We start from the raw sequence: 24168 nt of genomic DNA on the forward strand, positions 1-24168 counted from the left end.
AGCTATCGAGCCCCGGTGACCGAAGTCGGGAATCGGCTCCCAAAAGACCGACACATCCACATTATCGTAGCTTGTCGTTTCACGTGATCCGTCCTCGTAATCATCCAACGTGTCGCGAACTATTCCGTCTTCCGAAAATTCTGTGCGCCTGATCGACGAGGCCCCCGAAATATCCTCAGCTCGATCGTTCGGATATGAATAGGTGATCATTTCTTTCATAAAAAGAAGATCTCCGGATGCCTTGTCAAAATAGTAACAGTACTCCCGCCGTCCATGATCGTCGAAGAACCAGACGAGGTAGCAGCCAGTTGCTGTGTTTATTTCGATCACGCTATCCGGCACGCCATCGGTGCGAGGTCCGAGCAAAGCGACAGAGTAACCTATGCCAGTCTCATGGCAGGCGCGCGCTCGATCCTCCGTATAGTGGCGACCAACAGGGCGATGGAGAATATAATTCCACCTACCACAATAGACTGACCTATCAGCGCCCACTCCGCAACTCCCTTGCGCCCGCACCTCCATCGATGATTTTAATACCTTCGCGCCGAATGTTTTCAACGCCCTACGGCGTAGGTCGTATGCCAACTCGTCAACTGGAAGCCTTGCCGACCTGCCGGATATCCGAAATATTCAGCCATTGCAGAATGTTCACCTGCTCGTCGTGATCAAGTGTCTCGAACACGAGAATGGCGGCATCCCGCGCAGTTTGCGTACCCAGGGTCAAAAGATTCACGATTATATATTCAGCAAAGCTGTAGAGGTTGAATTTATCATCACGAACCGACCGCAGCTTCGCGAGTTCAGCAACAATGCGCGCAGCCGTATCATTCGTGCCAGCACGATCCACAAGCTCCACAATTGCGGCAGATCCACGCGGATCACCATTTCTAACGAATTGTTCGAGTTCCACCACCGTCATGCCAGAATAGTCTAGTGGCGCAGCATTGCGAATACCTTCGGGGTCGATTTCATCCCAGTCGGCATCAGACAATTCATCGACATCCAGATCCGGACCATCGCTCATATCTCGAATATACCCCGAATCCAGCCGTGGCTCGTTCGCGCCGCCGAGCAGATTCGGGCGATCATCACCATCATTCACCATCCATTCCTCCGCTCTCTTCGATAAATCTTTTTGAGTTCCTTTTCAATAGTCGATGCAAGTTCACCACGGACGTCTCATCCCCGACGAGCCGAGCATGTTCGATCTCCTCATGGTATGCGCGGCGTTCCCATTGCGCCCGAACATCCCGATCAGCCATCATGCGAAAACCGCGCCACCCGCTCTCCATATCATCGAGCATGTGCCGTGTTTCATGCAGCCAGGCACCGTACGAAGCCTCCGGGTCGATGATCAGTTGGCCTGGTTTACCGGGAGATGCGCTCGACACTCCGTCGGCACGAGATTCGACATGATTCTCGATCATCCAGTCGGCCTCCGCGGCGAACATGTAAAACTCGAGACGTTCACTGTCTGCGAACTGCGACATGCCCCAGGTGGCATATGCAATCATGCCATCCGTCCAGCTCTAGACTGTGAATTCTGCGGCTGCACGATGCGGCACCCTCAGGACGGGCGGGGGCACACTTTTCTTCTGCTGCTGCTAACATCCTGGGCGCCCTCGTTCATCGACCAGGATCTTCCATTCGGCCTCGAATTCCACAATGAAGACCTGCGCCACGTACGCCGCCAACACAGTATTCAGATAAAGCCAATCCTCTTCGTCCATCGCAGAGAAATCCTGGCCGACCACGAATAGATCCAATTCGATAAGCAATGACACTGGGTCGATGTCAATATCTGCATCACCGATGCCGACGGCGCGAAGAAACGCCGCCAATGCCGCGCGGCGCTGCATCTCCCACCTACCGAGCCGGCGGATAGCAGAATTCATGCAGTCCCCTCAATTCGAGGCGTAGAGTCGGTAACAGGAAGAAGAGCGCTCCGCCCACTGCTGCGGACTATCGGTCGCGAGAGCCTTCACCGGGCTCGGTCTGCATCACCTGAGTATGATACCCCAACTTTTCAAGTGTCTCGATGACAGAGCGAACCTCTACCGCTGTCCCGATTGGCTTATTGGGGCCGGACTCTGCCAATACCGCGAGCGCTTCAGCCAGGGATAGTCCGAACATTTCGCGCAACCGCTTCACTACCGCTAGGCGTGCGGGACGACTCGTCGATACAGCTATAATCGCCCCGCCGAACTCATCCAGGAGTGCTCGGCGCAGCGTAGCCGGTCCGACCCCAATGCCGGATTCGTCACTCACGACTCCACACGAGGGGCACTCCCACTCAATGAACCAGCGAATTTCATTCGCATGATCGAGGAACTCCTGACCCCACCATCCCGCCACAGACTGACCGCAACTGGAACAAAATTGACTATATTTCGCAGCTTGCTCCATTATGCCCATCCTCTAAATTGAAGATAACGATTGACTGTATCATAGAACAGTTTTGATGTTCCACTACCGTCGCGAGGGTGGTGGTTTATCCGTCCGCGCGCAAACCAGCGGTGATGCAGTTCCTCGTGGACAATGGTTCTCCGCAACTCCAATCGTGAGCTGAACGGAATCCGGCCAATCTGTATTCCGGTGTTTCGTCGCGCCATTCCGCTGTATACGGTGGGGCTATAGACCGGCTGATGTGTAAACTTGAAGTTCTCAAAGTCTGGGGAGTTCAGGATTGCCTCCAACGCACGGCGCCGTGCGAGGGACGATGAGCCTGTAGCATGTTTGATCTGATCCAGTCCTCCCCAAACATTCCGAGAAGCCTGCCCACTGTGTTCCTGATGCTGCGTCCTCTGCGACTCGACTGAGCGCTTCTCCGAGGCCGGGCCAGTCCTTCTCAACGATTCATGCTGGGCGCCTGATGGTGTCCGACCGCCAGAAGGGTGAGGTACCTCGCGTGCCGAGCCCGGTCGGAACGACGGAGTTGCATCGATGCCGCCGATGACCTTCCCTCCACCAAAAATCAAAGCAATTCCGAAGGCCGCGTTTCCGAGCGTTTCTGCTGGATGTTCGGAAAACCCGGTCCAATCGGTGCCGATGACCAGCTTGGACATCTCGTTGTAGGAGTTGCCGATAGCGCGGCTCACTTCGTTCCAGGTTTCATCCCAACCCTGTTCACCGAAGAGGAACGCGCCCAGTTCGCTGGCCGTCGTGGTCCATGCCCGGTAGTCGGCAACCGCGACATCGACCACCGTTCTGCCGAACCCGATGACCGTTTCCGGGAGCGTGGTGAGGTTCGGGTTCTTGCCGAAAAGCTTTCCTACGAGGTTGATCTGCGCATTGACACCGGAGAGCGCGCCGGCGAATTCGACCAGGCCGAGTGCGCCGGTCGAGACGCCTTTCCCGAACGCGAGACCGAAGCCGGCGGCCTTTTCCCAGGCGGCGCGGGTGTCGGGACGGCCCTGGCGAGCGATCTCGGCGCCATCCGCGTCGAAGGTGATCCGTGTGAAGTCCCGCAGTAGCCGGGTGGTCCGGCCGTCCGGCGTCGTCGTGTCACGGAACCATTCGCCGTCGACGCCACGGAATTCGTCTGTCCGGAGCCCGGTGTGGTCGATTCGCGAGAGCAGAACCCCGTCTTCGTCATCGACGGTTCGCACCATGACGGGATTTCCGTGGCTGTCGAGGGTCATCGTCCAGGGTTCGCCGTCCGGGCCGATGCGCCAGCCGTTGCCGTTTCTGTCGACCTGTTCGAAGAATCTGCTGGCAACACCACCGAAGCCGTCCGGCGATGCTGTCGTGACCGTGCGGTTGCCGTCGTTGTCGTAGTGGATGTTGTCGTAGAGCCCGTCGGCGTTGGGCACGCCGACGTCGTAGCCCACGAGGTTGCCGTCCGCGTCGTAGGACGGACTGACCACTTCTTTCCAGCCGGGCGTGGTCCCGAACTCGCGGTCCGGTGCCCCGGTTGTCGAGGTGCCCGGCATGAAGTGCTGGCCGAAGCCCATCGCTCCCGGATCACCGCTGTTGTAGTACGAGGCGGTCCCGGTCGAGTCGTTGTTCCACCGCTGGTATCCGCCACGGCCGTCGGAGACCACTCGCGAGTAGGTGATCGTGCCGTCGGCGTTGTGGATCACCTGGTCGACGGTGTTCAGCCCGTTGCCGAGCGGGATCGTATTGGTGCGGGTGATCCCGTTCGGCAGCGTCTCGTCCCAGGTATCACCGGGCGCGTGCCCTGTGACGTCGGGGAGGCCGAAGACATGCTCGGATGAGTCTTCAGCAGGGGCTGGTTCTGGAAGCACAGGGATCGGCGTGGTTCCGGGCGACGATGGTGTCGCGCGTGATTCGTCGCTCTGTTGCGAGGGAAGTTTCGGTAGTGGGCCGTCCCACTGAGTCGGGCGGGGAGCATCAGGGTTCACAACCGGCGGCAGTTGATCCACTGCCGCCGGCTGTGGCGCGGGTGGGGCGGGCGCTGGAAGCTTTTGCCTGTTCGGCGGCTTGTAGTAATCGCCGACGGGCTCGTCTACGAATGTCAGCTTCGACTGTGCCGGGGACAGCATGGACTGGACAGCATCGGCGGTGAGGGTGAGTGCGGCGGCGGCTCGTATTCGCTCCAGCCGCCTGGCAGCAGACTGGGGCGTCATGTTGTGGAACGTGGTGACCGAGGGCGGCTCGGACGGTGCGTCGGCGAGGCCACTCGCTGTCATCCGCCGAAACCAGTCCGCTCGAACATCCACCCAATCCGGCCGGTATATCTGCGGTGTAATGGAATTGGTCATCGGTTACCTTTTGGACATGCCGGCTGACCGCGCGGCAGTACCGCGCGGTGCGGAGCAGAGTTCGATGAGACGCCCGTCACTGATAGGGCGCTGATCGCCGTCAGAGCGCGGCGTACGCGTCCAAGGCGGCTTGCCCGATCGTGGTTTGACTCGACGTGCCGACCGTCATGTGATGTTCGTTGGCGGCCGCCACGACCTGCTTCGAGCCGTCGTCGGAGGTCAGCCAGAGGCTGTAGTAGCCGAGCACGCCGCCGGTGTGCTGCCACACGGGGCCCGCGCTGGTTTCGACGCGCAGGACGCCGAGTCCGTAGGCGGCCGAGCCGTTGGAGTTGGGCACCGGCACTGTGGTTTTCAGCTCGGCCTGCTGCACGGCGGGCAACAGCTGACCGCTGATGAGCGCTCGGGTGAAGGTCGCGAGGTCGTCGAGTGTGGAGACGATCGCGCCCGCGGCACCGAAGGCCTGGACCTGTGAGGCGGTAATGAACCGGTAGATGCCCCAGGTGATCGAATGTCCTTCGAGGTAGTTGCCGTACAGCTGGGGATCCGCCGTGGGGAAGGACGTGTCGTCCAAGGCGAGCGGGATCAGGATCCGACTGTTGATCTCGGCGGCGGCGGTTTTGCCGGTCGCGGCCTGGATGATCATGCCCGCCAGCACGTAATTGGTGTTGGCGTGTGCGAACTGCTGTCCCGGTGCGTGCAACGGGGGCTGGGCGACGGCGATGTCCACCAGCATCTGCGGCGGCCACGGCTGGTTCGGCTCGAAGTTGAGCGCGTAGGTAGTGGTGAAGGCGGCCTGGGAGGAGTACTCCGGGAGGCCCGAGGTGTGATCCAGCAGTTGGCGGATGGTGATGGCGGCGCCGTCGTTGCCATTGGCATCGACGACGCCGGGCAACCATTGGTGGACCGTGTCCTCCAGCGACAGAACGCCTTCGGCCTCGAGCTGGAGGATGACCGTTGCGGTGAAGGCTTCGGTGTTCGCGCCGATGCGGAACTGAGCGGACCAGTCCGCGGGCTGCTGCGTCTGGTACTTGCGGTAACCGACCGCGATGTACTCCTTGTAGGGCTCATCGCGCACCATGCCGATCACGCCCGGAAAGCCCGCTGCCACGGCGGCCCTTGCCCCGGAGACCAGAAGTTGCGCCGGCGTCGGCGATGCGATGCCTGGTACGGAGGTCGCCGACGGGATGCTCGCAGGCGAGGAGATTGTCGCGGGCACGGTGAATTCGCTCATGAAAACTCCTGAGTAATAGAATGATGCGCATATCAAGATGCGATGACGTGCCGTTTGTCGAGGCGACGCGGAAATCATCGGGCCCGGAAAACAACTGTGGCTTCGCCCCGGAGCCGGGTCGAAGCCACTGAGGGGATCGAATCAGACGTTGCTGTCGCGAAAACGTCTCGCAGACGTAGAGAGTCGCGCAGGCTCGAACCTGCTTGCAGGCACAGCTCTGGCGCTGCACATAGCTTCACTTAAGCTCAGCGAAATGTCAACCCGCGCAGAGCAAATCAGCTATACGCGCAGGTCGCCGGTCGAACCGAAGTGCGCCGCTGGAGCGGATCGACGCACTCGACCCACACACACGGGGAACCGATCGGCACGTCCAGGCGCAAGACAGAGCAGAAGAACTCGTCCACACCCTGCTCCTGGTGATCAGCGCCGGCTTCGAGACCACCGTCAACCTGCTCGGCCAGGCCGTCTACCAGCTGCTCACCCGCCCCGAACTGCTGTCCCAGGTCCGCGCGGGCACCGTCAGCTGGGCACACCTGATCGAGGAGACCCTGCGCTACGCACCCCCGGTCTCGAACCTGCCGCTGCGCTACGCGATCACCGACATCGACGTGGACGACCAGCAGATCAAGGCGGGCGAGGCGATCATCACCAGCATCGCCGCCGCCAACCGCAGCCTCGAGCTGTACGGCCCCGACGCCGACGAGTTCGACCCGAGCAGGACGACCAAGGACCACGTGTCCTTCGGCTACGGCGTACACCACTGCCTCGGGGCTCCGTTGGCCCGGATGGAAGCCGAGATCGCGCTGCCCGCGCTGTTCGAGCGGTTCCCCGAGCTGGCGCTCGCCGAGGCACCGGAGGCGTTGAAGCCGTTGAGCAGCTTCATCTCCCAGGGACATCAGAGTCTGCCGGTATATTCGGGCGGGCAGCCCGATGCGGACGCCGAACAGTGAGATGAGCCGTGGACGCGCAGTCGGTGTCGCGTGGAGCCCGGATCACCTACCCAACGTTGCTTGATGCGGCACCAGCCCATCAGCGCTGGTTCCACAGAACCAACAGCAGCGCATCAGCGCCCAGGACGACCGTTGGAACCGAGTACTGCCACTGCCAACTCCACCGCGAACGCAGGACGACGAAGACCAGCACCGCTCCGGCCCCTCCAGCCACCACCAGGCCGAACCGCCATGCGGGACTCTCGGTGTCGAGCACGCCGAACAGCGCGACGATCACCGAGAACAGGATGGCGCCCTGCCACAGAGCGTCCCTGACCCACTGCTCGACCACCATCGCCAGCCCATAGACGAGGACCCGTGCCCGCTTCATTCCCCGCTGATCGGTATCGGCGTCGTCGTAGTCCGCCGCCGCCGAGAGCGCCCTGTCGAGCAGGGGGTCGGCTTTTCGCTCTTCCTCGGTCATCGACGCGCCCTTCCGCTGTCACTCGGCGTCGAGAATGCTGACAACGGAGTGTGCGATCGAGGTCACCTCGTCGCAGACGTTCGCAACATTCGTGGATGAGTCGACCAGGGTGATATCAAGCACACCGTCCTTGGATTTGACGGCGATAGCACAGGTCCCCTCGGCATCAGGCGACTGATAGACCGCCGCGCCCCGACCACCGACTACTTCGTTCGCCAGGACGGGCCAATCCCTGTCGGCACGAACCTCTTCGATCGTCCGACTGCTCGACCGGACCGAGAGGAGTCCGACCGGCACCTCGGTTCCATCGACATCCGCGTATCTCATGAAGTCGCACCCTATGGTTGTCAGTCCCGCCGTGACGATGCCACCGGACCTGGCCCGCGTGGCGGGATCGAAACCGATCTGCGTGACAACGGTGTCGCCCAGCCACACGCACGGATCGAGTCGCACCTTTCTCGAGCCACTCTGGTCGGGTGGTGGTGCGACGGTCACCGCGACCGGCGGGGCGACCGGGCTCGTAGTCGTCGGCCCGCCACCGGCGGATCCGTGATCACCGCAGCCGGTGGCGAATACCCCGCAGACCACGATGCAGATGGAGCCGAATACCTTCCCGCTCATCGGTACAGCTCGGCGGGCATACCATTCGGCCCGACCCCGGCACGGGCCGCGGCGCCGTGCTCGGCCTGCATCGCGTCCAGATGAGAGATAACCAGGTCCGAATTGCTGGATTGCCCGGAGAACAGGGAATCCCAGGTCTCGCCACCACCGGCCACCAACCCGGCGGCTGCCTGCATATCGGCGCCCAGTTCACCGCTCGCGGCCTTCTCCTGCAGGCTCTGCCACACCTCGGCGGGAACCTGGCACGAGGCTTTGAAACTGGCGAGTCGCTGTTCGAGCTCACCGAGCGCGGTGTCGATGGCCGACACAGCCGCCTTGATCTTCGAAGCGTGGTCCGCGATTGCCATCTTCTGTCACGACACCTTTGCGGGTTCAGCCGGAAGCGCGTCCCGGGAGAGTACGTCTTTGGCGGCGATGATGGAATCCTTGATCAGCCTCAGCAGCGACCAGAACAACATCAGAACCTTTCGGGCCTCGTTGAGGACGGACACGGCCTCCGTGGCGGTCCGCACCATCTTGACCTGGCCCCAGAGCGGGATCACGGCGGCTCCCCACCCCGCGCTCGCCAGGGCGATCACGGTTCTGACCACGTCGACCACGACCTGCGCGAGCTTGACCGCCTCGTTGACGGCGTCTCGCAGATGACTGCCCATCTGCGTCATCGCACTCCGCTGACTGCTCCAGACGGTGTCCCAATTCCCGAACAGCGCGGCCTGCGCGGTGGCGGCCTGCCCGGTCCAGGTCTTCGCGATATTGGTCTGCCCGTGCCTGATGTTGGTCTGGATGTTCTCGAGATATTCCTCCAGCCGGTCCCACGACGCGCTCTGCGTCCCGGCTTCGGCGATGTCGCCCGCGATCCAGGCGGTGATGTGCTCGCGCGGGTCCGGGCCACCGACCAGCTCGATCAGGTCACAGACCTTGTCCATCATTCTGCCGAGCGAAATCTCCGGCAGGGTTCGCGTATCACGCGTCGGCATGTTCATGCCCGGCACCACACCGTCGTTGAATCCGGCGGCTTCGCCGTCATCGGTGCGGTTGATCGTTTGCCCGTTGTCGAGCTCGGCGATCTCCCCAGCCCAGTCGCTGTCCACACGGACATATTCCTGACTCGCGAACACCAGGGCCTGCTGAGTGGACGCCAGCCTCTTGGAGGCGGTATCCAACGCATCGTGGAACTTGGGCAGCAGTTCGGCGTAGTCAGCGGTGATGATCTCGAGGATCTTCCCGAAGTCCGTCGACGTCATTCCTATGAGCGAGCAGGTATACGTGTTCTCCATATATCCGCTGTTACGTCCGACCTGGGCCGCCCAACCATTCAGATCGGAAATCTCCACAGAGAATGCCGTCATGAACCCCCCGAACTATAGATACAAATTCCAAACTTGCTCTGCGCCTACGTAATTGGGCGCCGACGCCACGTGCCGTGCACACGGTAATCACGCGACTGCGGCCGAGTCAAGGTGTCTGGAGCTATCCGATTCGCGCCGTTCGGCGAATCGCCCCGAACGCGCGAAGACACGGCCTTCGCGCCTCCCCCGGCTTCGCCTGGTTGTATGAGGCCATGACGTCGGTGACGCCGGTGTGGAGGCGGCTGGCTCGTGGGCGGATTCCAACTCCGAGTCCTGATCCACGAGCCAGGGCACCTCATCGCTGACCACGATGCTCGCGGCGTCATCCGGCAGGACAACGGCAAGTATCCGCAGGGCATGGTTCCAGTCGGCCGCCGACATCCCGGCGACCAGCCCTGCCGCCCGCGGCGGCGAATCAGCCAGGGCGGCGGTGAAATACGCTCGTTCCGCAGCGGGATTGCACCCGCGCGTCGCTCGAGACACGACATCCGGCAGGCCGGAGCGATCACATGATGCGGCCACCCTGGACGGTCGTTTCCGGGATCACGACAACAGCGGGCGCTGGAATGGTGGCCGGCGCGGGCCACAGCGCCCAGACAACCGTGATGAACACGACCAGCGCAGCGACTGCCATGACCGGCCGGCGGATCCGATGGCGAACTTCCGATCTCGTACCCACAGCACGATCACCATGGTCGGACTCACCGACCCGGACTGCGGGCCCGGGCACTACCAGTGGACAGACATAGGGCAGCGCACGCGCCGCCACCCCGAGGTGCTCGAGGCTCGGCGCCAGGATCGCATCGGCCCGCGCGGTGCGCGCATGCTCCGCGATGAACGCGGTCGGCATGTAGGTCTCCTCATCGACGATGAGCACCTCGGCGAGGTGATAGCCACGCGATCGGGCGAGTGCGACAAGCGCCTGCCGATCGGCGGCCCGCGACCCGCCGACACTCACATTCAGGACCCCGATCGCGATGTCCATGGCTTCCCTCCCACACGGTCACGGAAATAGCGATAGTCATCAGCACTGACCAGCAGCGCCGCCACCTTGGTCGAGCAATGCCAGGGGCAGTCCCCGTGTACGAGAAGCGCGTTCGCCGCATCCTCCGGCGATCGCACCGGCCAATGCGGGTTGTCGTGGCGAAGCTGGTCGGCGCCGGTCTGCCCACGAACACTCGGCGCCCAACTGATCGGAATGGCTCCCACCGGCCACGTCATCCTCGGTCGCACACCATCACCGGCCACGCCGCTCCCCTCCCCCACCCGCCATTCCGCTCAACCACACCGGCAGACTCTGATGCCCATGAGCGATGAAGCTGCCCAACGGTTTCAGCGCCTCCGGCGCGACAGCGAGCGCCAGATCGGGAAACCGGGCGAACAACGCGGGCAACGCAATCGCCGCTTCCAGCCGGGCCAGCGGCGCGCCGAGACAGAAGTGCGGGCCGTAACCGAACGACAGATGCTCGGTGGTCGACCGCGCCGGATCGAACTCGTCCGCATCGCCCCCGTACAGCCCCGGGTCGCGGTTCGCCGCGGCGAAGCAAGCGAGAATCGCCTCGCCGCTCTTGATTCGCCTGCCCGCGACATCGATGTCGACGACCGCGTAGCGCAGCGGCAGATTCGCCACCGGCGGCGCCCACCGCAAGGTCTCCTCGACCAGCGCCGACCAGCTGAACGCCCCGGCGCGCAACCGATCCAGCAACCCGCGCCGGGTCAGCAACCGGTGAACGGCGTGGTCGAGCAGATTGACCGTCGTCTCATATCCGGCGCTGATCACCAGCAGCAACGTGTGCACCAACTCTTCCTCGCTCAGCCGGTCCCCGTGATCGCGATGGCCGATGAGCAGACTGGCCATGTCCTCACCCGGCTCGGCGCGACGGCGCGCCACCAGCGTGGTCAGGATGCTCACCATCTCGGCGAACGTGGCCTGCGGATCGCGTTGCGGGGTCGTGGAGAAGATCTCGTCGACACAGACCCGCAGCCCCGCCCGCAAGTCGTCGGGCAGCCCCATCAGCGCGCTGATCACCCGCAGCGGCACCTGGGCGGCGTACTCCTCCCGCAGATCCACCACCGTCCCGGCCGGGCGCGCGGCCAGCCCGGCGAGCAGATCCCCGACGATCCGCGTGACCTGCGGACGCAACGCCGCGACGCGACGCGGGGTGAACGCGGGGCCGACGAGCTTGCGCAACCGCTGATGGTCGCTGCCGTAAGCGGTGAACATGTTGCGCACCGACACCCACGAGATCAGCGGCCAGTCCGGCGGGATCCTGCCCGCGATGAAGTCCGGCCAGTGCCGCGCGGCGTCCTTGGACACCCGCCAGTCGACCATCAGGTCCCGCAGCAGTCCGGGATCGGTCACCGCCCAGGCCCGCACCCCACCGGGTAGCAGCACCGGGACCAGCGGCCCCTGTTCGCGGAGCAGGGCCGCTTCACCGGGGATGTCGGCGCCGGTGACGTCGAGGACGAGCGGAACGGAGGCGGGGTGCAGATCGGTCATCGGGATCGGCCTTTGCATGTCAGCGGGTGGGCACGGTCAGCGGCGGAACAGGGGTGAAGACGACGGGCAGCGATGCCAAGGCCCGGTGGAACGGTCCCGGCCGCCAGCGCAACCGGTCCTCGGGCACAGCGAGCGCCACCTCCGGCAGCGCGTCGAGGAACTGATCGATCGCGTCCACGGCGATGAGATGGGTCAGCCGCGGCGCGGGGCACTTGTGCGGGCCCGCGCCCAGCGCCAGATGCGACCCGTTGTGGCGGATATTGCCGCCCACCACATCAGGATCGTTGTTGCAGGCGGCCAGGCTGATCACCACCGGTTGATGCGCCGGCACCCACACCCGGCCGTCGATCAGCTGCGGCTGACGCGGATAACTCATGCAGAAGTTGGCGATCGGCGGATCACGGAACAGCACGTGCTCGATCCCGTCGCGGGTCGACAACGCACCACCGACGACCTCGCCGCCGAACTCCGTGCGAGTCATCAACAGCAGCAACGTATTCACGATCAGATTGGTCAGCGGCTCGCTCGCGGCGGCGAAGATGGTGACCAGCTGGTGGATGATCTCCTCGTCGTCGAAACCGGCGGGGTGGGTGAGCAGGCTGGTCGTGATGTCGGCACCCGGGCGGGCGCGTTTGCGGCGGACGAGTTCGGCCAGGGCCGCCACCAGCTGCTGGTTGCCCTCAGCGGCGTCGGTGGTGTCGAAGACCATCGCCATGCCGGTGCCTGCTTGCTCGATGATGTCGGGGTCGCAGCCCAGGAGTTCGCTGATCACGTTGAACACCAACGGGAATGCGAAGTCGGCGAGCAGGTCGGCGGTGCCTCGGGTGCAGAACTCGTTGACCAGGGTCAGGGAGATGCGCTCGACCACGGCGTGGGTGCTGTGGAGGTCTACTCGGTCGAGGGCGTCGACGGTGGCGGCGCGGTAGCGGGCGTGGTCGATGCCGCTGCTGCGCAGAGCGTTCGGGCGCCATTGCATCATGGGGAGGACGGGGCAGTCGGGTGGGATGTCGTGTTCCCAAGCCCGTGGGTCGGCTGGGAAGTGGTCGGGGTCGTGGAGGATGTTCAGCGCGGTGCGGTAGCCGAGGACCAGGGTCGCCGGGACGCCTGGAGCGAGCCATATCGGTGCCAGTGGGCCGTACTGCTCCCGCATCTGCGTGTAGACAGCGTGCGGGTTGGCGGCAAACTGCTCGGTGTACATCGAGATGCGTGACTCAATGTCGTTTTTCGGCAGTGAGTCACGCCTGACAGGAGAATGCGTGTCGGTGGGAACACTAAATTGCGCTGCAGACATAAGGATACCCCGTCTATGAGAATGAGCGATGCGCATCAGGCACTGCGAAATGTGCTGAATGCCCGAGAGTCTTCTATTCGCGGTCAGCAACCACCGCGGCCTTCGATTCACCCCGAATTCGATGTATAGACACCCCGTTACTGAGTGAACCGTGCGGCAAATTCCATCCACGATCTGGTTCCCCTGGACAGGTAGCCGTCAGCGTCACACTTCGATCGGGTGCAAGTCACAACCGATCCACCACCTATGTCCGTTGGTGGTCGCGCCTCCCAGGGATCAGGTCGGGCAGCCCTCGCCCTCGAGGGAAGTCACTGTGACATCGACGACACAAGGCGCTGCACCTACGCAGTCGGACTTACTGAAACAGAACGGTTTTCAATCCATACCCTCCGTACATCCCAGATCAGACGATCGGTCTCCGCTCGGCACCCAGGGCAGCGCACCAGCGCCAGCGGTGAGAGAAACGGTAGGAACGAACGAGGGACACCAGAACCTCGCGCGGGACGTTTACACGGACACTTTAAACGTCCCATACGTCCCGACAGGACATGAGAAGATCCAGTCATGACCTCTCGACTTGCCTCCGCGATGCTGAGGGCCGGACTCGACTCAGCAGCCTTGGCCGCCGTCGCCGGCGTCGACGTGAAAACCGTGAACCGCTGGCTAGCCGGTCGAGTTCCGCACCGGCGGACCAGGATTCACATCGCCGAGGCGCTCCAGGAGACTGAAGAATCCTTGTGGCCCGTAGCACGGCCGGACCTACAATCCGGCGCCCCGGCTACCGCAGAGGTCATCGGCGCTTACGCGCACCGGGCAGACATACCGAACGATCTATGGATATCACTGCTACACAGGGCAACCGAGCGCATCGACATCATGGGCTACGCATACCCGTTCGTATTCGAATTGTTGCCCACGGCATCCGACATCATCGCCGCCAAGTGCCGCGCCGGCTGCGAGGTGCGACTAGGGTTCGCGGATCCGGATTGCGCTCACGTTCTCGAACGAGACGCTCTCGAACAGATGGGCGGAACCCTCCCAGGCCGGATACGCAACGCGCTCTCCATGCTGGGACCATTGGCAGACACCCCCGGGTGCACCGTTGGACTTCATTCGACCCACCTCTACAACTCGGTCTTTCGATTCGACTCCGAGATGATCGTCACCCCATACCTTTTCCGCGCTCGCGGATACCAGCACACAGCCCTGCATCTTCGCCGCCTCTCACAGCACGGTATTTTCGAATCATTCGCCGACCAGTTCGAACAGATCTGGGGGGCCGTAACCCCGTACACACAAAAAGGATTCGCCAATGAGTTCACGGCGTGACTACTACCGCGACCCCGACGCGCCCAGCGCAAACAGTCTCGTTCCAGGCGGATCCGCCTTGATTGTCGATGACATGGGTGCAGTCCTCATGCAGCGTCGAAGCGACTCCGGAAACTGGTCTTTTCCCGGAGGGACCATGGAGATCGGAGAGACATTGGAGCAATGCGTCGTTCGCGAGACGAAAGAGGAGTCTGGGCTTGATATCGAGATAACCGGGATACTAGGGATCTATACCGATCCTGAGCATGTGATCGCATATGCCGACGGGGAAGTACGCCAGGAGTTCAATATAACTTTCTACGGGCGGGTCGTTGGTGGTCGAATCGCAGTCAGTGATGAGTCGACGGAAGTAAGGTTTCTGCGACTTGACGAACTCGAAACCTTGCCCGTACACGAAACCGTTCGGCTCCGCTTACAACACCACACCGAAAATCGCTCCATTCCCTATCTCGGCTGAGGCCGCGTTATCAAATTCCCTGTCATGCACCAGTCTTTGATTGCAGTCGAGATGATTCACAACCCACAGCGGGGCTCATCCCGGCATAGAGCTCCTAACAGGATCTGTCGGGTGGCGACGAACGCTGTTGTAGTACAGGATGTTTCGCTGTGGCAGCACCCTGGATCGTGGACGATGAACTATGGGCGGTTATCGAACCGCTACTATCGATCCCGCCAGCAGGAACCCCCGGACCGGCTCAGAAGGACCCCCGACTGGTGTTCCAGGGCATGCGGACAGCGCGTCCTCGCCAGTCACCAGGCTCCACTCTGCCTGTACGCCAAGGGCGGCGATTGCACGGTGGCTATCGAAGATCACGAACTCTTCCCCGCGTGCGCGGGGAGCACCTGACGATCTCCTGCTCCTATGAGCATGAACAGGGCTCATCCCCGCATGCGCGGGGAGCACCAAACATGGCTAACACTCTCCTCACCCCCGACGGGCTCATCCCCGCGTGCGCGGGGAGCACGTCGGACCGCTGCTGCATGATCTGGTGCTGTCGGGCTCATCCCCGCGTGCGCGGGGAGCACAGCGCGCACGATTTCGGCACGGCTCACCGACTGGGCTCATCCCCGCGTGCGCGGGGAGCACCAGGCTGGCATGTACCGCCACATACCCCCACCGGGCTCATCCCCGCGTGCGCGGGGAGCACGGGCCGCTACCAGGTGCGAGGCTGCCGCTACCGGGCTCATCCCCGCGTGCGCGGGGAGCACTACCGCAAGCACGGTCAGCCGGGTTTCCAGGTGGGCTCATCCCCGCGTGCGCGGGGAGCACACGGACGTCGGCCCGAACTTCCCTTGGGACGTGGGCTCATCCCCGCGTGCGCGGGGAGCACCTCGTCCTGCTGGACCATGGCCGCATCGTCACCGGCTCATCCCCGCGTGCGCGGGGAGCACCCAGCGTTTAATGTCGATAGTGCAGCCGCCCGGGGCTCATCCCCGCGTGCGCGGGGAGCACACTTGTTGACCTGCAGGTTTACAACAACTTGTAGCGATTCTCATTCACTTTCGTCAGGGCGTTCCGTGGCTTGCGCTGCACTACACGATGGTAGCGGCAGCTGCCCAATGGTCGAGTCGTGTACCGCCACGTCGGGGCTTCTTGGCGCAGTCAGCTGGATACGAATGCTGTGGGCGTCGTCGCGCAATCATTCTCACCACCGCGGCATGTCGGATTGCCACCAGCAGCCGACTGCGGGCGAAAGATCACATCCGTTGCGGTGCGGCGATTCCCAACTGCCCCAGCCCGAGCTCGAGAGTACGGGCGGTCAACTGGCACAGTGCCATTCTGTTCGAGCGGATCGGTTCGTCGGCCGCGATGACGGGACAAGAGTCGTAGAAGCTCGTGTAGGTCCGGGCAAGTTCGTAGAGGTAGCCGGCGAGCCGATGTGGCTCCAGGGTTTCGGCAACCTCACCGAGGACCGTTCCGTAACCGTCGAGGGCCAGTGCCAGCTCCCGCTCCGCCGGTTCGAGCGGAGCGAGCGTGTCGACGGCGGCCGGTGTCGTGGTGCCGGTCTTGCGCAGGATCGAGCACACTCGCGCGTGGGCGTATTGCAGATAGACACCGGTGTTGCCATTGAGCGCGGTCATTCGGACCGGGTCGAATATGTAGTCCTTGACCCTGGACGTCGACAGGTCCGCGTACTTGACGGCGCCGATGCCGGCTTGTTCAGCGATGCTGTCGAGTTCGACGGGGCTCAGATCAGGGTTCTTCTCGGCGACGACGGCGCGGACTCGCGCCACCGCCTCGTCGAGAAGGTCCATCAGGCGAACAGTTCCGCCTGCACGGGTTTTGAAGGGTTTTCCATTGGGACCCAATATGGTTCCGTAGGCGACATGGTCGACGCCGATCGCATCGGTGAGCCAGCCCGCCCGCCGGGCCGCTTCGAAGACCAGCTGGAAGTGCAGAGCTTGTCGTGAGTCGGTGACGTACAGCAGCCGGTTGGCATGCAACGACGCGATGCGGTACCGGATGGTCGCCAGATCTGTGCTGTCATAGCCGTAGCCACCGTCGCGTTTGCGGGCCATCAATACCGCGGGCTGGCCTTCGGGACCGGTGACCTGCTCCGACAGCACGACGACCGCGCCGTCGCTGTCGACCGCCACGCCTTTGTCGACGAGTTCGGCGATGGTTTCGGCCAGTAGATCGTTGTAGAACGATTCGCCGATGTAGTCGTCGGGGGTCAGCAGGACACCGAGCCGGTCGTAGATAGCGCCGAAAGCCTTCTCCGACTCGGCGACGATCTCGCGCCACCGCGCGACGGTGTCGGGGTCGCCGGCCTGGAGGGCGACCACGCGGGTGCGTGCTCGGTCGGCGAAGGCAGGGTCGGAGTCGAACAGTGCGCGGGCCGCCTTGTACAGGCTGTCCAGTGCCGAGACCGCGCTGGTGCCGGCATCGAGTTCCTCCGTGTACCAACGGGACTCAGGATGCTCGTCGATGTACTGGATGAGCATGCCGAACTGGGTGCCCCAGTCGCCGAGGTGGTTCGCACGGATGACCTCAGCGCCGAGGAAACCGAAGACGCGGGCGAGACTGTCACCGATGATCGTGGTGCGCAGGTGTCCGACGTGCATTTCTTTCGCCACATTCGGGGCGGAGTAGTCGATCACAATCCGCTGTCCGTGCTCGACGGCGGGAACACCGAGCCGATCGTCGGCCAGGCGCGCCGCGACGCTTTCCCAGACCGCTCGATCGGCCAGCGTGATGTTCAGAAACCCCGGGCCCGACACCTGCACGTCAGCGATCACACCGTCGGTGACCTCGAGGTGCTGTGCGAACTCACTGCCGAGCTGGGCGGGCGGGACGCCGACCTTCTTCGCCAATGGCAGCGCTGCATTGGATTGGAAGTCGGCGCGATCGGATCGTCGCACTACCGGGTCCGCATCCGCCATTTCCGGACGGACTCGCACGATCGCCTCCGACACGGAGGTAGCGACACGTTCGAGCAGCGGCACAATACCGGCAGAGCTCACCCTGGGGTCCTTTCGATGGGAATGGTCACGCCATTGTCGCAGGCTACGGATGAAAGTTGGTCAGCGCCGCCCGGTTCGGCGACGACGTGGCGCCGACGGAATCGCGTGCCGTCGACGACCTCGACCACGTTCTGGTCGGCCAGCGAGGACAGGCCCGCTTCAACAGCCGAACACAGATAGGCAGTGGGGGTGTAGCCCAGAAAATCCTTCCCCCACGCGCCATCGGGGCTGCGGGTGAGAACCCGCACAGCGTCCAGCACGGTGAGCTCCGTAGTTCCGAGCATCGAGACGACGAGCAGTGCCAGCGACGTCTCGGCCCTCGAGCGATCGGCACGATAGCGTCGAACGTTCCCACCGAGGAATGCGTGTTCGCTGGTGAGGGCATTGAGCAGCAGGCGCTGGGCAAATGCTGTCGAGTTCAGCCATCCCGGCTCGGCAACGACCGGATCGGGGCGCAGCCGGCCTCCTACCCGCCGAAAGCAGCTCAGGCCGACAGCACCATCGACATCGGAGAAGCTTGCGAACAGCTTGGTCTCATAATCTACTTCGGTGTCGACACGCAAGCCGAAGTCATCGTGGATGCGGCGGACTGCACCGATCAAATCGCTCATCACCCGAGAGCCGGGGCGGTGTCGCCCGACCAGGACCAGGTCCAGATCGGAATGCGAGCGACCGGGACCGGTCGCCTGCGAGCCGTAGACCAAACCGTATCCGCCTGCCGGCGCAAAGGCCCGGCACAGCTCGGCCGCGGCGGCGAACAGTTCAGGAGTCATGGCGACACCCCATCCGGCAACGAGGCGCGCGGGTGCTCGCACACATGAAAGTCGAACACGTGGACACCGCTCGGCAGCGCGACCCCACCATCCGCGCACTCGTATCGGTCGATGAATTCCTCCACTGCCGCTGCGAGCCGGAGGTCGCCGAGCAGGCAGGGATGGTGTTTGAAGTGCACACCGAAGAACCACTCGCGGGCCGACTCCCGGCTCGGCGCCCAGGCCACTCCCCCGCGGCGTGTGTGAACCAAAGTGCCCTCACCCTGGTTCTCCGCAGCCCGCAGTGCGTCGACCAGAACATGGCGTGTGTAGGCACGTCCCCCTTCCGGGAACGGCGCGATCGTCTCCCACGCCTGAGTCACCAGCCGCTGTTCCAAGCTTTCGGCATCGAAGAGCATCGCGAGCAGGTGTCCACCTGGGGCCACCAGCCGGACCATGTCGCAAACGAACTCGCATGCTCGGTCACGGGCCCGCACTCGGTCGTGTCGCGGCACTATGCCCGCTGTAGTCAGTTCCTCGAAGAATTCGCCGATCGGGTAACTGAGCGACCAAAAGGCCGTCACCAGGTCGAAGCTTCTCTCCCGGCCTCCGCCCAGCAGCGCGGTGACGGCATCGCTGGTGTCCGCGCAGATCGTTTGCGCGTCGGGAAACCTTTGCGAGACAGCCGCCACCATCGTTTCGCTGTAATCGGCGAGCACGAGATCCCGCGCGAACGGCGCGAGAACGTCGGTCATTCTTCCCGTGCCGCAGCCGAACTCGACAACCCTCAACCCAGCGACCGGGGAACCGTGATGATCGATGAGCCAGTCACCTACCAGATCGGTATCTTCGGCGCCGCCGAAATAGTGACGTAGCAGCAGCCTGTCATAGGTGCCCTCGGTCTCGTACACCGAGCGAAACATCATGTCCTTCACGCTCCTTCAGCCTCCAGATCGGCTACGAGAAGATCGAGGTAGGCCAGGATCTCGCACATGTGGCTCTCGGTGAGCGCAGGGTTGTTCGCCATGAATCGCAGTGGATGCACGATCGCCGCAGGGCGGATCCGACCCAGATCATCGGCCAGTGCGAACTGGTGCAGATGCCACTGGCCTTCGGCAAGCATTCGTGCGTGGACGGCAAGGTTGAGCTGATTGATGCGATCCAGTCCCTTCTTGTCGACCTGGCCCACGACGACGCCTGTCGGCAGATAGACGAACGCGATGGCGGCCAGATCCGGGTCGTTGAGGCGAATCAACCGTGGGTGGGCATCGACCAGGTCGGCGAATCGTCGAGTCATCTCGTGTCGATGCTCGGCCAACTGCGCCAGTCCTGTGTAACCGCGGCCGCGCATCATCATCCACAGCTTCAGCGACGTCCACTCTTTGGTGCCGAGAAAGGGGGTGACCTGGCCGAAAGCGAAGTCCTCTTGCATGATCAGGTCCGAGTACGTCGAGATCGTCCGCACCGCTGCGGGATCGCGTACCAGCACAGCACTCGCGCCGTAGGGGACAGCCATGATCTTGTGCGGATCGACGGTGATGCTGTCGAATTCGGCGATGCCGTCGATCTTGTCCCGCAAGACAGGGCTGAATGCAGCCAGCAGTCCCCAGCAGGCGTCGGCGTGTAGCCAGATCGTCGGGTCGACAGCCCGGACCAGATCGTGCACCGCACGCAACTCCTCCACCGTCTGAGTCCGGCTGTCGCCGGCGTAGGCGACGACAGCCATCACGCGACCACCGTGGAGGCGGAGGACTCTACTGAGTTCAGCTTTGTCGTAACGGAATCCGTCGGTCCGCACTTCTATCATCTGGGCGCCGCAGCCGATCCAGGTCAAGGCAGCCTTGATGCTGTAGTGCCCGATCCCTTTCGGAACTACGACCGCGAAGCGGGTCGGGTCAGTCACGCCGGACCGCATCGTGCCCGGTAGTTTCGCCTCCCGCGCGAGCATCATAGCCACGGTGTTGCTCGTCGTGCCTCCAGGAAGGAACATGCCGCCCACATCCCAAACCGTGCGCACACCGTCGACAGGCGGGTTCGCGTAGCCGAGCAGAGTACGCAGCCATCGCAGGACCGTGATCTCGACGAAGGTCGCACTCGGGCTGTCGAAGGACTGATTGATCATGTTCTGCTGGGTCAGCGTTGCCAGCAGGCCGCCAGCCAATGCGAGCAGGTCGTCTCCGGTGTCACCGAAGCCCATGAATCGCGGCGATGCCTCGTTCTTACACAGTGGCAGCACCCGCTCCACGAAATCGGCCAGCACCTCATCCGCGGGCATGGCCTCAGCGGGAAGATCGGTGAGCAGCAGATCGCGGATATCCTCTGTGGTGCTTCGGTGGCCGAAGATCTCGGGGCGCGTTTTGAACTGCAGGCCGATGTCCAGCGCTCGATGCAGCACACCATCGCGGTGGTCGCGCTCGGAACTACCGGCTGTGGTGTGAGCGGCGGCCCGTTCCTGCGCCGGCGCGCCGGCTGTCACGACGTTCGGTCCGGGCGAGGCTATCTCTGAATATGTCACTCCCCCAGCGTCTCTCCGGCGCGTTCGCAAGTTCCAACAACGAGCCGCTGTACAACAGCCCGTTGTATCGGGGTCAGCGTAGGGTGGTGATCGCCAGCTGAAGTGCGGCGGCGCCGGCGGCCTGGATCGGGTGTTCGGCGAGGATCTGGCGAACGCCTTCGGCGGTGAATGGCTGCAGCTCGAGCACGCGCCCTTCATCGTTGTCGGCCGCGATCTCACCGAACAGGTCGTCGAACACCGGTCCATCGAGGACGACAGCGGTCAGCAGATCGGTGGCGAAGCTCAGCGGGTCGACACCCAAACCCAAGCAGTGCGCCTCGATCGAGCCCTCATCGATTCCCTGGGTGAGTCGCGACGCGAACTCCCATGACCCGTAGCTGATCGGGGTGTTCTCGCTGCCGTGATCCTCCTTGTTCCCGCATAGTTCTTCGGAGAACTCCCGAATCATGTTGTGCCACAGTGAGAAGTCGTTGGAGATGTTCCATTCGGCGTAACCGGAGGGCTGGAAGATCCCGACAGGCACCACCTGATACATCCCGCCGGCGTGCCCGACCTTGCGTGGGTCGCGCCAATGTAGCAGGAACGTTCGGTCGCCAGTGTCGGTGTCGCGGCGGATGGTCAGCGTGCTGATCGCGAGGTTCACGCTTCGCTGCCCCGGATCACAGGGGTCGGTGATCGTCGCCCGCACACCGCGTTCGACGTCTCCGTCTCGGTAAGCCACCGCGAACTCGTGCGCGGCGGCTTCACCCACATCGATGCTGTCGAAGTAGTGTCCGAGGCCGAATCGTAGTGTCGGTGACCGACCGGTCAACTGGGCGTGCAGCAACCTGTAGGTCGGGCGGTTCTCGAACACCGTCGGCGCCGCGATCTCACCGACTGCCTCGGAATAGGTTTCGTATCTCCGGCCGTCGGCTCTGGTCGGGAGAATCGAGCTGCGCGGCAGCGGCGCCGTCGACGGCAGTTCCTCGGCGCGTACCCATTCCAGGGAGATGTCGTTCAACGGGATCGGTGAAGTGGGCAGCCACTCGGGTCGGGCCAGAAGGGACGATTCGGCCACTCGGAGCAGATCCGGGTACCGGGATGCAGCGGCAAGATCCAATCCGGTTCTGTTTTCACGCAGATAGGACCGGGTACGAACCCACGCCTGCTCGCTGGCTGTCAAGATTCGCGATGACACGGGCATTGGCTCTCCAGGTTCGTATCAGCTGATCAAGCTGTGTCGATGCTGCCATGCCAGCGCCAGACACGCCGCTCCCGGCGCTGCCATGGGTTCGGCGTCGAGCATCCGCGTGACCGATTCCTCGGTGAAAGGCACGCCGTCGACGCCGCGCCCATCCCCGACGCCGACGACCTCACCTTCCTCATTGAACTGCACTACACCACCGAATATCTCTTCGAATACATCGTCATCGATAACCGCCACGGTCAGAAGAGTTGCAGCCAGTGTCAATGCGTCGAGTCCGAATCCGAGGAGATGCACGCTCATCTTCCCCCGGCGACGAGCCGAGCCGAGTCGTTGATACAAAGGCCAGTTCTCGTAGTCGATCGAAGCACTCCGGGTGCCATCATGCTCGGGGTGTCCGAGCAACTCTTCGGAGAACTCACGAACCATGTTGCGCCACAACGAGAAGTCGTTACGGCGATCCCACAATCCCACGCTGGACGGCTGGAACTCGCCGGCCGGGATGACATCGTAGACACCTGCCGCTGTCGCGACACGGGCGGGATCACGCCAGTGCAGCAGGAACGAGGGGACGTCCGGAAACCGGCGCAGACGGATGGTCAACGTCGTGATCGCCGGGATGATCGCGCGCCGTGCCGGATCGAACGGGTCACCAACGAGCTCGCGAAAGGGCAGACATCCCCTCAGATCCGAGATAGCAGCGCCGGGGTGAGCCATAGTGGCTACCGCAAGCTCGTGGGCGAGAGCTTCGCTCACATCGAGCTTGTCGAAGTAGGCCGCCAGCCCGAACTCCATGGCGCCGGAAGCTACGGTGCCGCCGAGATATCGGTAGCTCGGTCTCGATTCGAAAAGCCGTGGCGGATCGAGATGTTTCACTGCTGCGGAATAGGTCTCGAAGGCGAGTTCGGGAACACGCAGAGGACGAACAAGCTCTGTCTGTTTCTCGGCTCCGGTGACTTCGACGGCCTGCGGTCCCTCATCGAGGCCGAGACGAAGAGAATCCAGGTCGACAGGCGCATCCGGCACCCATCCATCGCGGGTGATCAGCGATGTTCTCGGCAACCGATAGTCGGCGTGATACCAGCCAGTCGCAAGCTTCCCGAGGTCGTTGCGATGGCTGTTGAGCCAATGCCGTTGGACACGCCACCGACCACGGCTGACCGCCACTGACGGCGCGCTGATGCCGGTGGTCGCACGTCCGTGAGCACTACCATGGGCGATGCCGAGTTCTTCAGGAGGAATCCCCAAGACCCGGGCGAACCCCTGCCGTTGCTCCAAGGTCGCCTTGCGAGTCCCTTTCTCCACCTGGCTGAGGAATTGCTGGGTGATCCCCATGGCCTCGGCCACGGCCACCTGGTTCGCCCCCGCGGCCAGCCGGTACTCACGGACCACTTGGCCCACCAGCCGCGCACCCGCGGCGTCGCTGTCCCGGCGCAGCCATCCGTGGGATTGCGTCGCGTCCACGATCGGCTCCTGCCCCCAGCTGGCCTGCGACCGTTGGGATTCGCGGTCTGTCACCATTCGAGCAGACGGCACGGGGACTGTCACGGCTTCGGGCCATGTCACGCCTGGATGTTTTTCGCGATCTCGTCGAATCCAGGTGAACCCGATGGGCATTGGGGCTCACCCCGCGTGCGCGGGGAGCACTCACCGACAGTGGACTTCAGCTGATCCTCGACGGGCTCATCCCCGCGTGCGCGGGGAGCACACCGGCATGCACCTCGTGCGGTTCGTCAACGCGGGCTCATCCCCGCGTGCGCGGGGAGCACGGCCCGGACGCCGAAGCGGCATTCGA

General features: G+C 63.4%; 21 protein-coding genes and 1 CRISPR repeat array. Of the genes, 3 read left to right on the plus strand and 18 right to left on the minus strand.

What is annotated here, in order from left to right:
* Positions 1-589: 589 nt before the first annotated feature.
* The 5 genes from ON26_RS33710 to ON26_RS29615 all read right to left on the minus strand — a co-directional run bounded on the left by ON26_RS33710 (position 590) and on the right by ON26_RS29615 (position 5955).
* The gene (locus tag ON26_RS33710; RefSeq protein WP_157172072.1) at positions 590-1102 is read right to left on the minus strand and encodes a hypothetical protein; all 513 of its coding nucleotides are present in this window, start codon (positions 1100-1102) and stop codon (positions 590-592) included.
* Positions 1095-1514, minus strand: coding sequence for a hypothetical protein (locus ON26_RS33715; RefSeq protein WP_157172073.1), 420 nt, complete (start codon positions 1512-1514; stop codon positions 1095-1097). The genes ON26_RS33710 and ON26_RS33715 overlap by 8 nt, the downstream gene beginning before the upstream one ends.
* A gap of 90 nt (positions 1515-1604) precedes the next feature.
* Positions 1605-1895 carry a hypothetical protein gene (locus ON26_RS29605; RefSeq protein WP_040801311.1) on the minus strand — a complete coding sequence of 97 codons (291 nt, stop codon included), beginning with the start codon at positions 1893-1895 and terminating at the stop codon, positions 1605-1607.
* A gap of 510 nt (positions 1896-2405) precedes the next feature.
* Entirely contained in the window at positions 2406-4724 is a 2319-nt protein-coding gene (locus ON26_RS29610) for a hypothetical protein (RefSeq protein ID WP_157172074.1), read from the minus strand.
* Positions 4725-4824: 100 nt separating this feature from the next.
* Positions 4825-5955 (minus strand): serine hydrolase domain-containing protein, encoded by a 1131-nt coding sequence (locus tag ON26_RS29615; RefSeq protein WP_040801315.1) that lies wholly within the window; start codon positions 5953-5955, stop codon positions 4825-4827.
* 416 nt (positions 5956-6371) lie between these two features.
* On the opposite strand from ON26_RS29615, the gene ON26_RS29620 reads away from it, so the two are divergent.
* A complete protein-coding gene (locus ON26_RS29620) occupies positions 6372-6905 on the plus strand; it encodes a cytochrome P450 (RefSeq protein WP_051027886.1) in 534 nt (177 codons plus the stop codon).
* A gap of 79 nt (positions 6906-6984) precedes the next feature.
* On the opposite strand, the gene ON26_RS29625 is transcribed toward ON26_RS29620, so the two are convergent.
* The 7 genes from ON26_RS29625 to ON26_RS29655 all read right to left on the minus strand — a co-directional run bounded on the left by ON26_RS29625 (position 6985) and on the right by ON26_RS29655 (position 13036).
* Entirely contained in the window at positions 6985-7368 is a 384-nt protein-coding gene (locus ON26_RS29625) for a hypothetical protein (protein ID WP_040801317.1), read from the minus strand.
* A gap of 18 nt (positions 7369-7386) precedes the next feature.
* Positions 7387-7989: a DUF3558 domain-containing protein gene (locus tag ON26_RS29630; protein WP_083884465.1), complete on the minus strand. Its 603-nt coding sequence runs from the start codon at positions 7987-7989 to the stop codon at positions 7387-7389.
* Complete coding sequence (locus tag ON26_RS29635) at positions 7986-8336, minus strand: hypothetical protein (RefSeq protein WP_040801320.1); 351 nt, start codon at positions 8334-8336, stop codon at positions 7986-7988. Before ON26_RS29635 ends, ON26_RS29630 begins: the two co-directional genes overlap by 4 nt.
* Before the next feature lie 6 nt (positions 8337-8342).
* A complete protein-coding gene (locus tag ON26_RS29640) occupies positions 8343-9338 on the minus strand; it encodes a hypothetical protein (protein ID WP_157172075.1) in 996 nt (331 codons plus the stop codon).
* 505 nt (positions 9339-9843) lie between these two features.
* On the minus strand, positions 9844-10323 hold the full coding sequence (locus ON26_RS29645; protein ID WP_040801324.1) for a hypothetical protein: 480 nt from the start codon (positions 10321-10323) through the stop codon (positions 9844-9846).
* A 252-nt stretch (positions 10324-10575) separates the two neighbouring features.
* Positions 10576-11838 (minus strand): cytochrome P450 family protein, encoded by a 1263-nt coding sequence (locus ON26_RS29650; RefSeq protein ID WP_051027887.1) that lies wholly within the window; start codon positions 11836-11838, stop codon positions 10576-10578.
* 19 nt (positions 11839-11857) lie between these two features.
* Positions 11858-13036: a cytochrome P450 gene (locus ON26_RS29655; RefSeq protein ID WP_245546115.1), complete on the minus strand. Its 1179-nt coding sequence runs from the start codon at positions 13034-13036 to the stop codon at positions 11858-11860.
* Positions 13037-13693: 657 nt separating this feature from the next.
* On the opposite strand from ON26_RS29655, the gene ON26_RS29660 reads away from it, so the two are divergent.
* Both ON26_RS29660 and ON26_RS32775 read left to right on the plus strand, forming a co-directional pair.
* A complete protein-coding gene (locus tag ON26_RS29660) occupies positions 13694-14458 on the plus strand; it encodes a helix-turn-helix domain-containing protein (protein WP_040801327.1) in 765 nt (254 codons plus the stop codon).
* Positions 14442-14915 carry an NUDIX domain-containing protein gene (locus ON26_RS32775; RefSeq protein WP_083884468.1) on the plus strand — a complete coding sequence of 158 codons (474 nt, stop codon included), beginning with the start codon at positions 14442-14444 and terminating at the stop codon, positions 14913-14915. Before ON26_RS29660 ends, ON26_RS32775 begins: the two co-directional genes overlap by 17 nt.
* A 357-nt stretch (positions 14916-15272) precedes the next feature.
* Positions 15273-15911: direct repeats of the CRISPR family, unit length 29 nt; unit sequence GGGCTCATCCCCGCGTGCGCGGGGAGCAC.
* 245 nt (positions 15912-16156) lie between these two features.
* On the opposite strand, the gene argS is transcribed toward ON26_RS32775, so the two are convergent.
* The 6 genes from argS to ON26_RS29690 form a co-directional block, all read right to left on the minus strand.
* Entirely contained in the window at positions 16157-17923 is a 1767-nt protein-coding gene (argS, locus tag ON26_RS29665; protein WP_083884469.1) for an arginine--tRNA ligase, read from the minus strand.
* Positions 17920-18696, minus strand: coding sequence for a nucleotidyltransferase domain-containing protein (locus ON26_RS29670; protein WP_040801328.1), 777 nt, complete (start codon positions 18694-18696; stop codon positions 17920-17922). The genes argS and ON26_RS29670 overlap by 4 nt, the downstream gene beginning before the upstream one ends.
* Complete coding sequence (locus ON26_RS29675; RefSeq protein WP_040801371.1) at positions 18693-19601, minus strand: methyltransferase; 909 nt, start codon at positions 19599-19601, stop codon at positions 18693-18695. The genes ON26_RS29670 and ON26_RS29675 overlap by 4 nt, the downstream gene beginning before the upstream one ends.
* 5 nt (positions 19602-19606) lie before the next feature.
* The gene (locus ON26_RS29680; protein WP_218000655.1) at positions 19607-21190 is read right to left on the minus strand and encodes a pyridoxal phosphate-dependent decarboxylase family protein; all 1584 of its coding nucleotides are present in this window, start codon (positions 21188-21190) and stop codon (positions 19607-19609) included.
* Between the two features lie 73 nt (positions 21191-21263).
* On the minus strand, positions 21264-22247 hold the full coding sequence (locus tag ON26_RS34355) for a hypothetical protein (RefSeq protein WP_218000656.1): 984 nt from the start codon (positions 22245-22247) through the stop codon (positions 21264-21266).
* 144 nt (positions 22248-22391) lie between these two features.
* Complete coding sequence (locus tag ON26_RS29690; RefSeq protein WP_157172076.1) at positions 22392-23837, minus strand: helix-turn-helix domain-containing protein; 1446 nt, start codon at positions 23835-23837, stop codon at positions 22392-22394.
* Between the last annotated feature and the right edge of the window lie 331 nt (positions 23838-24168).

Source organism: Nocardia higoensis NBRC 100133 (assembly GCF_000308595.1).
GTDB lineage: Bacteria > Actinomycetota > Actinomycetes > Mycobacteriales > Mycobacteriaceae > Nocardia > Nocardia higoensis.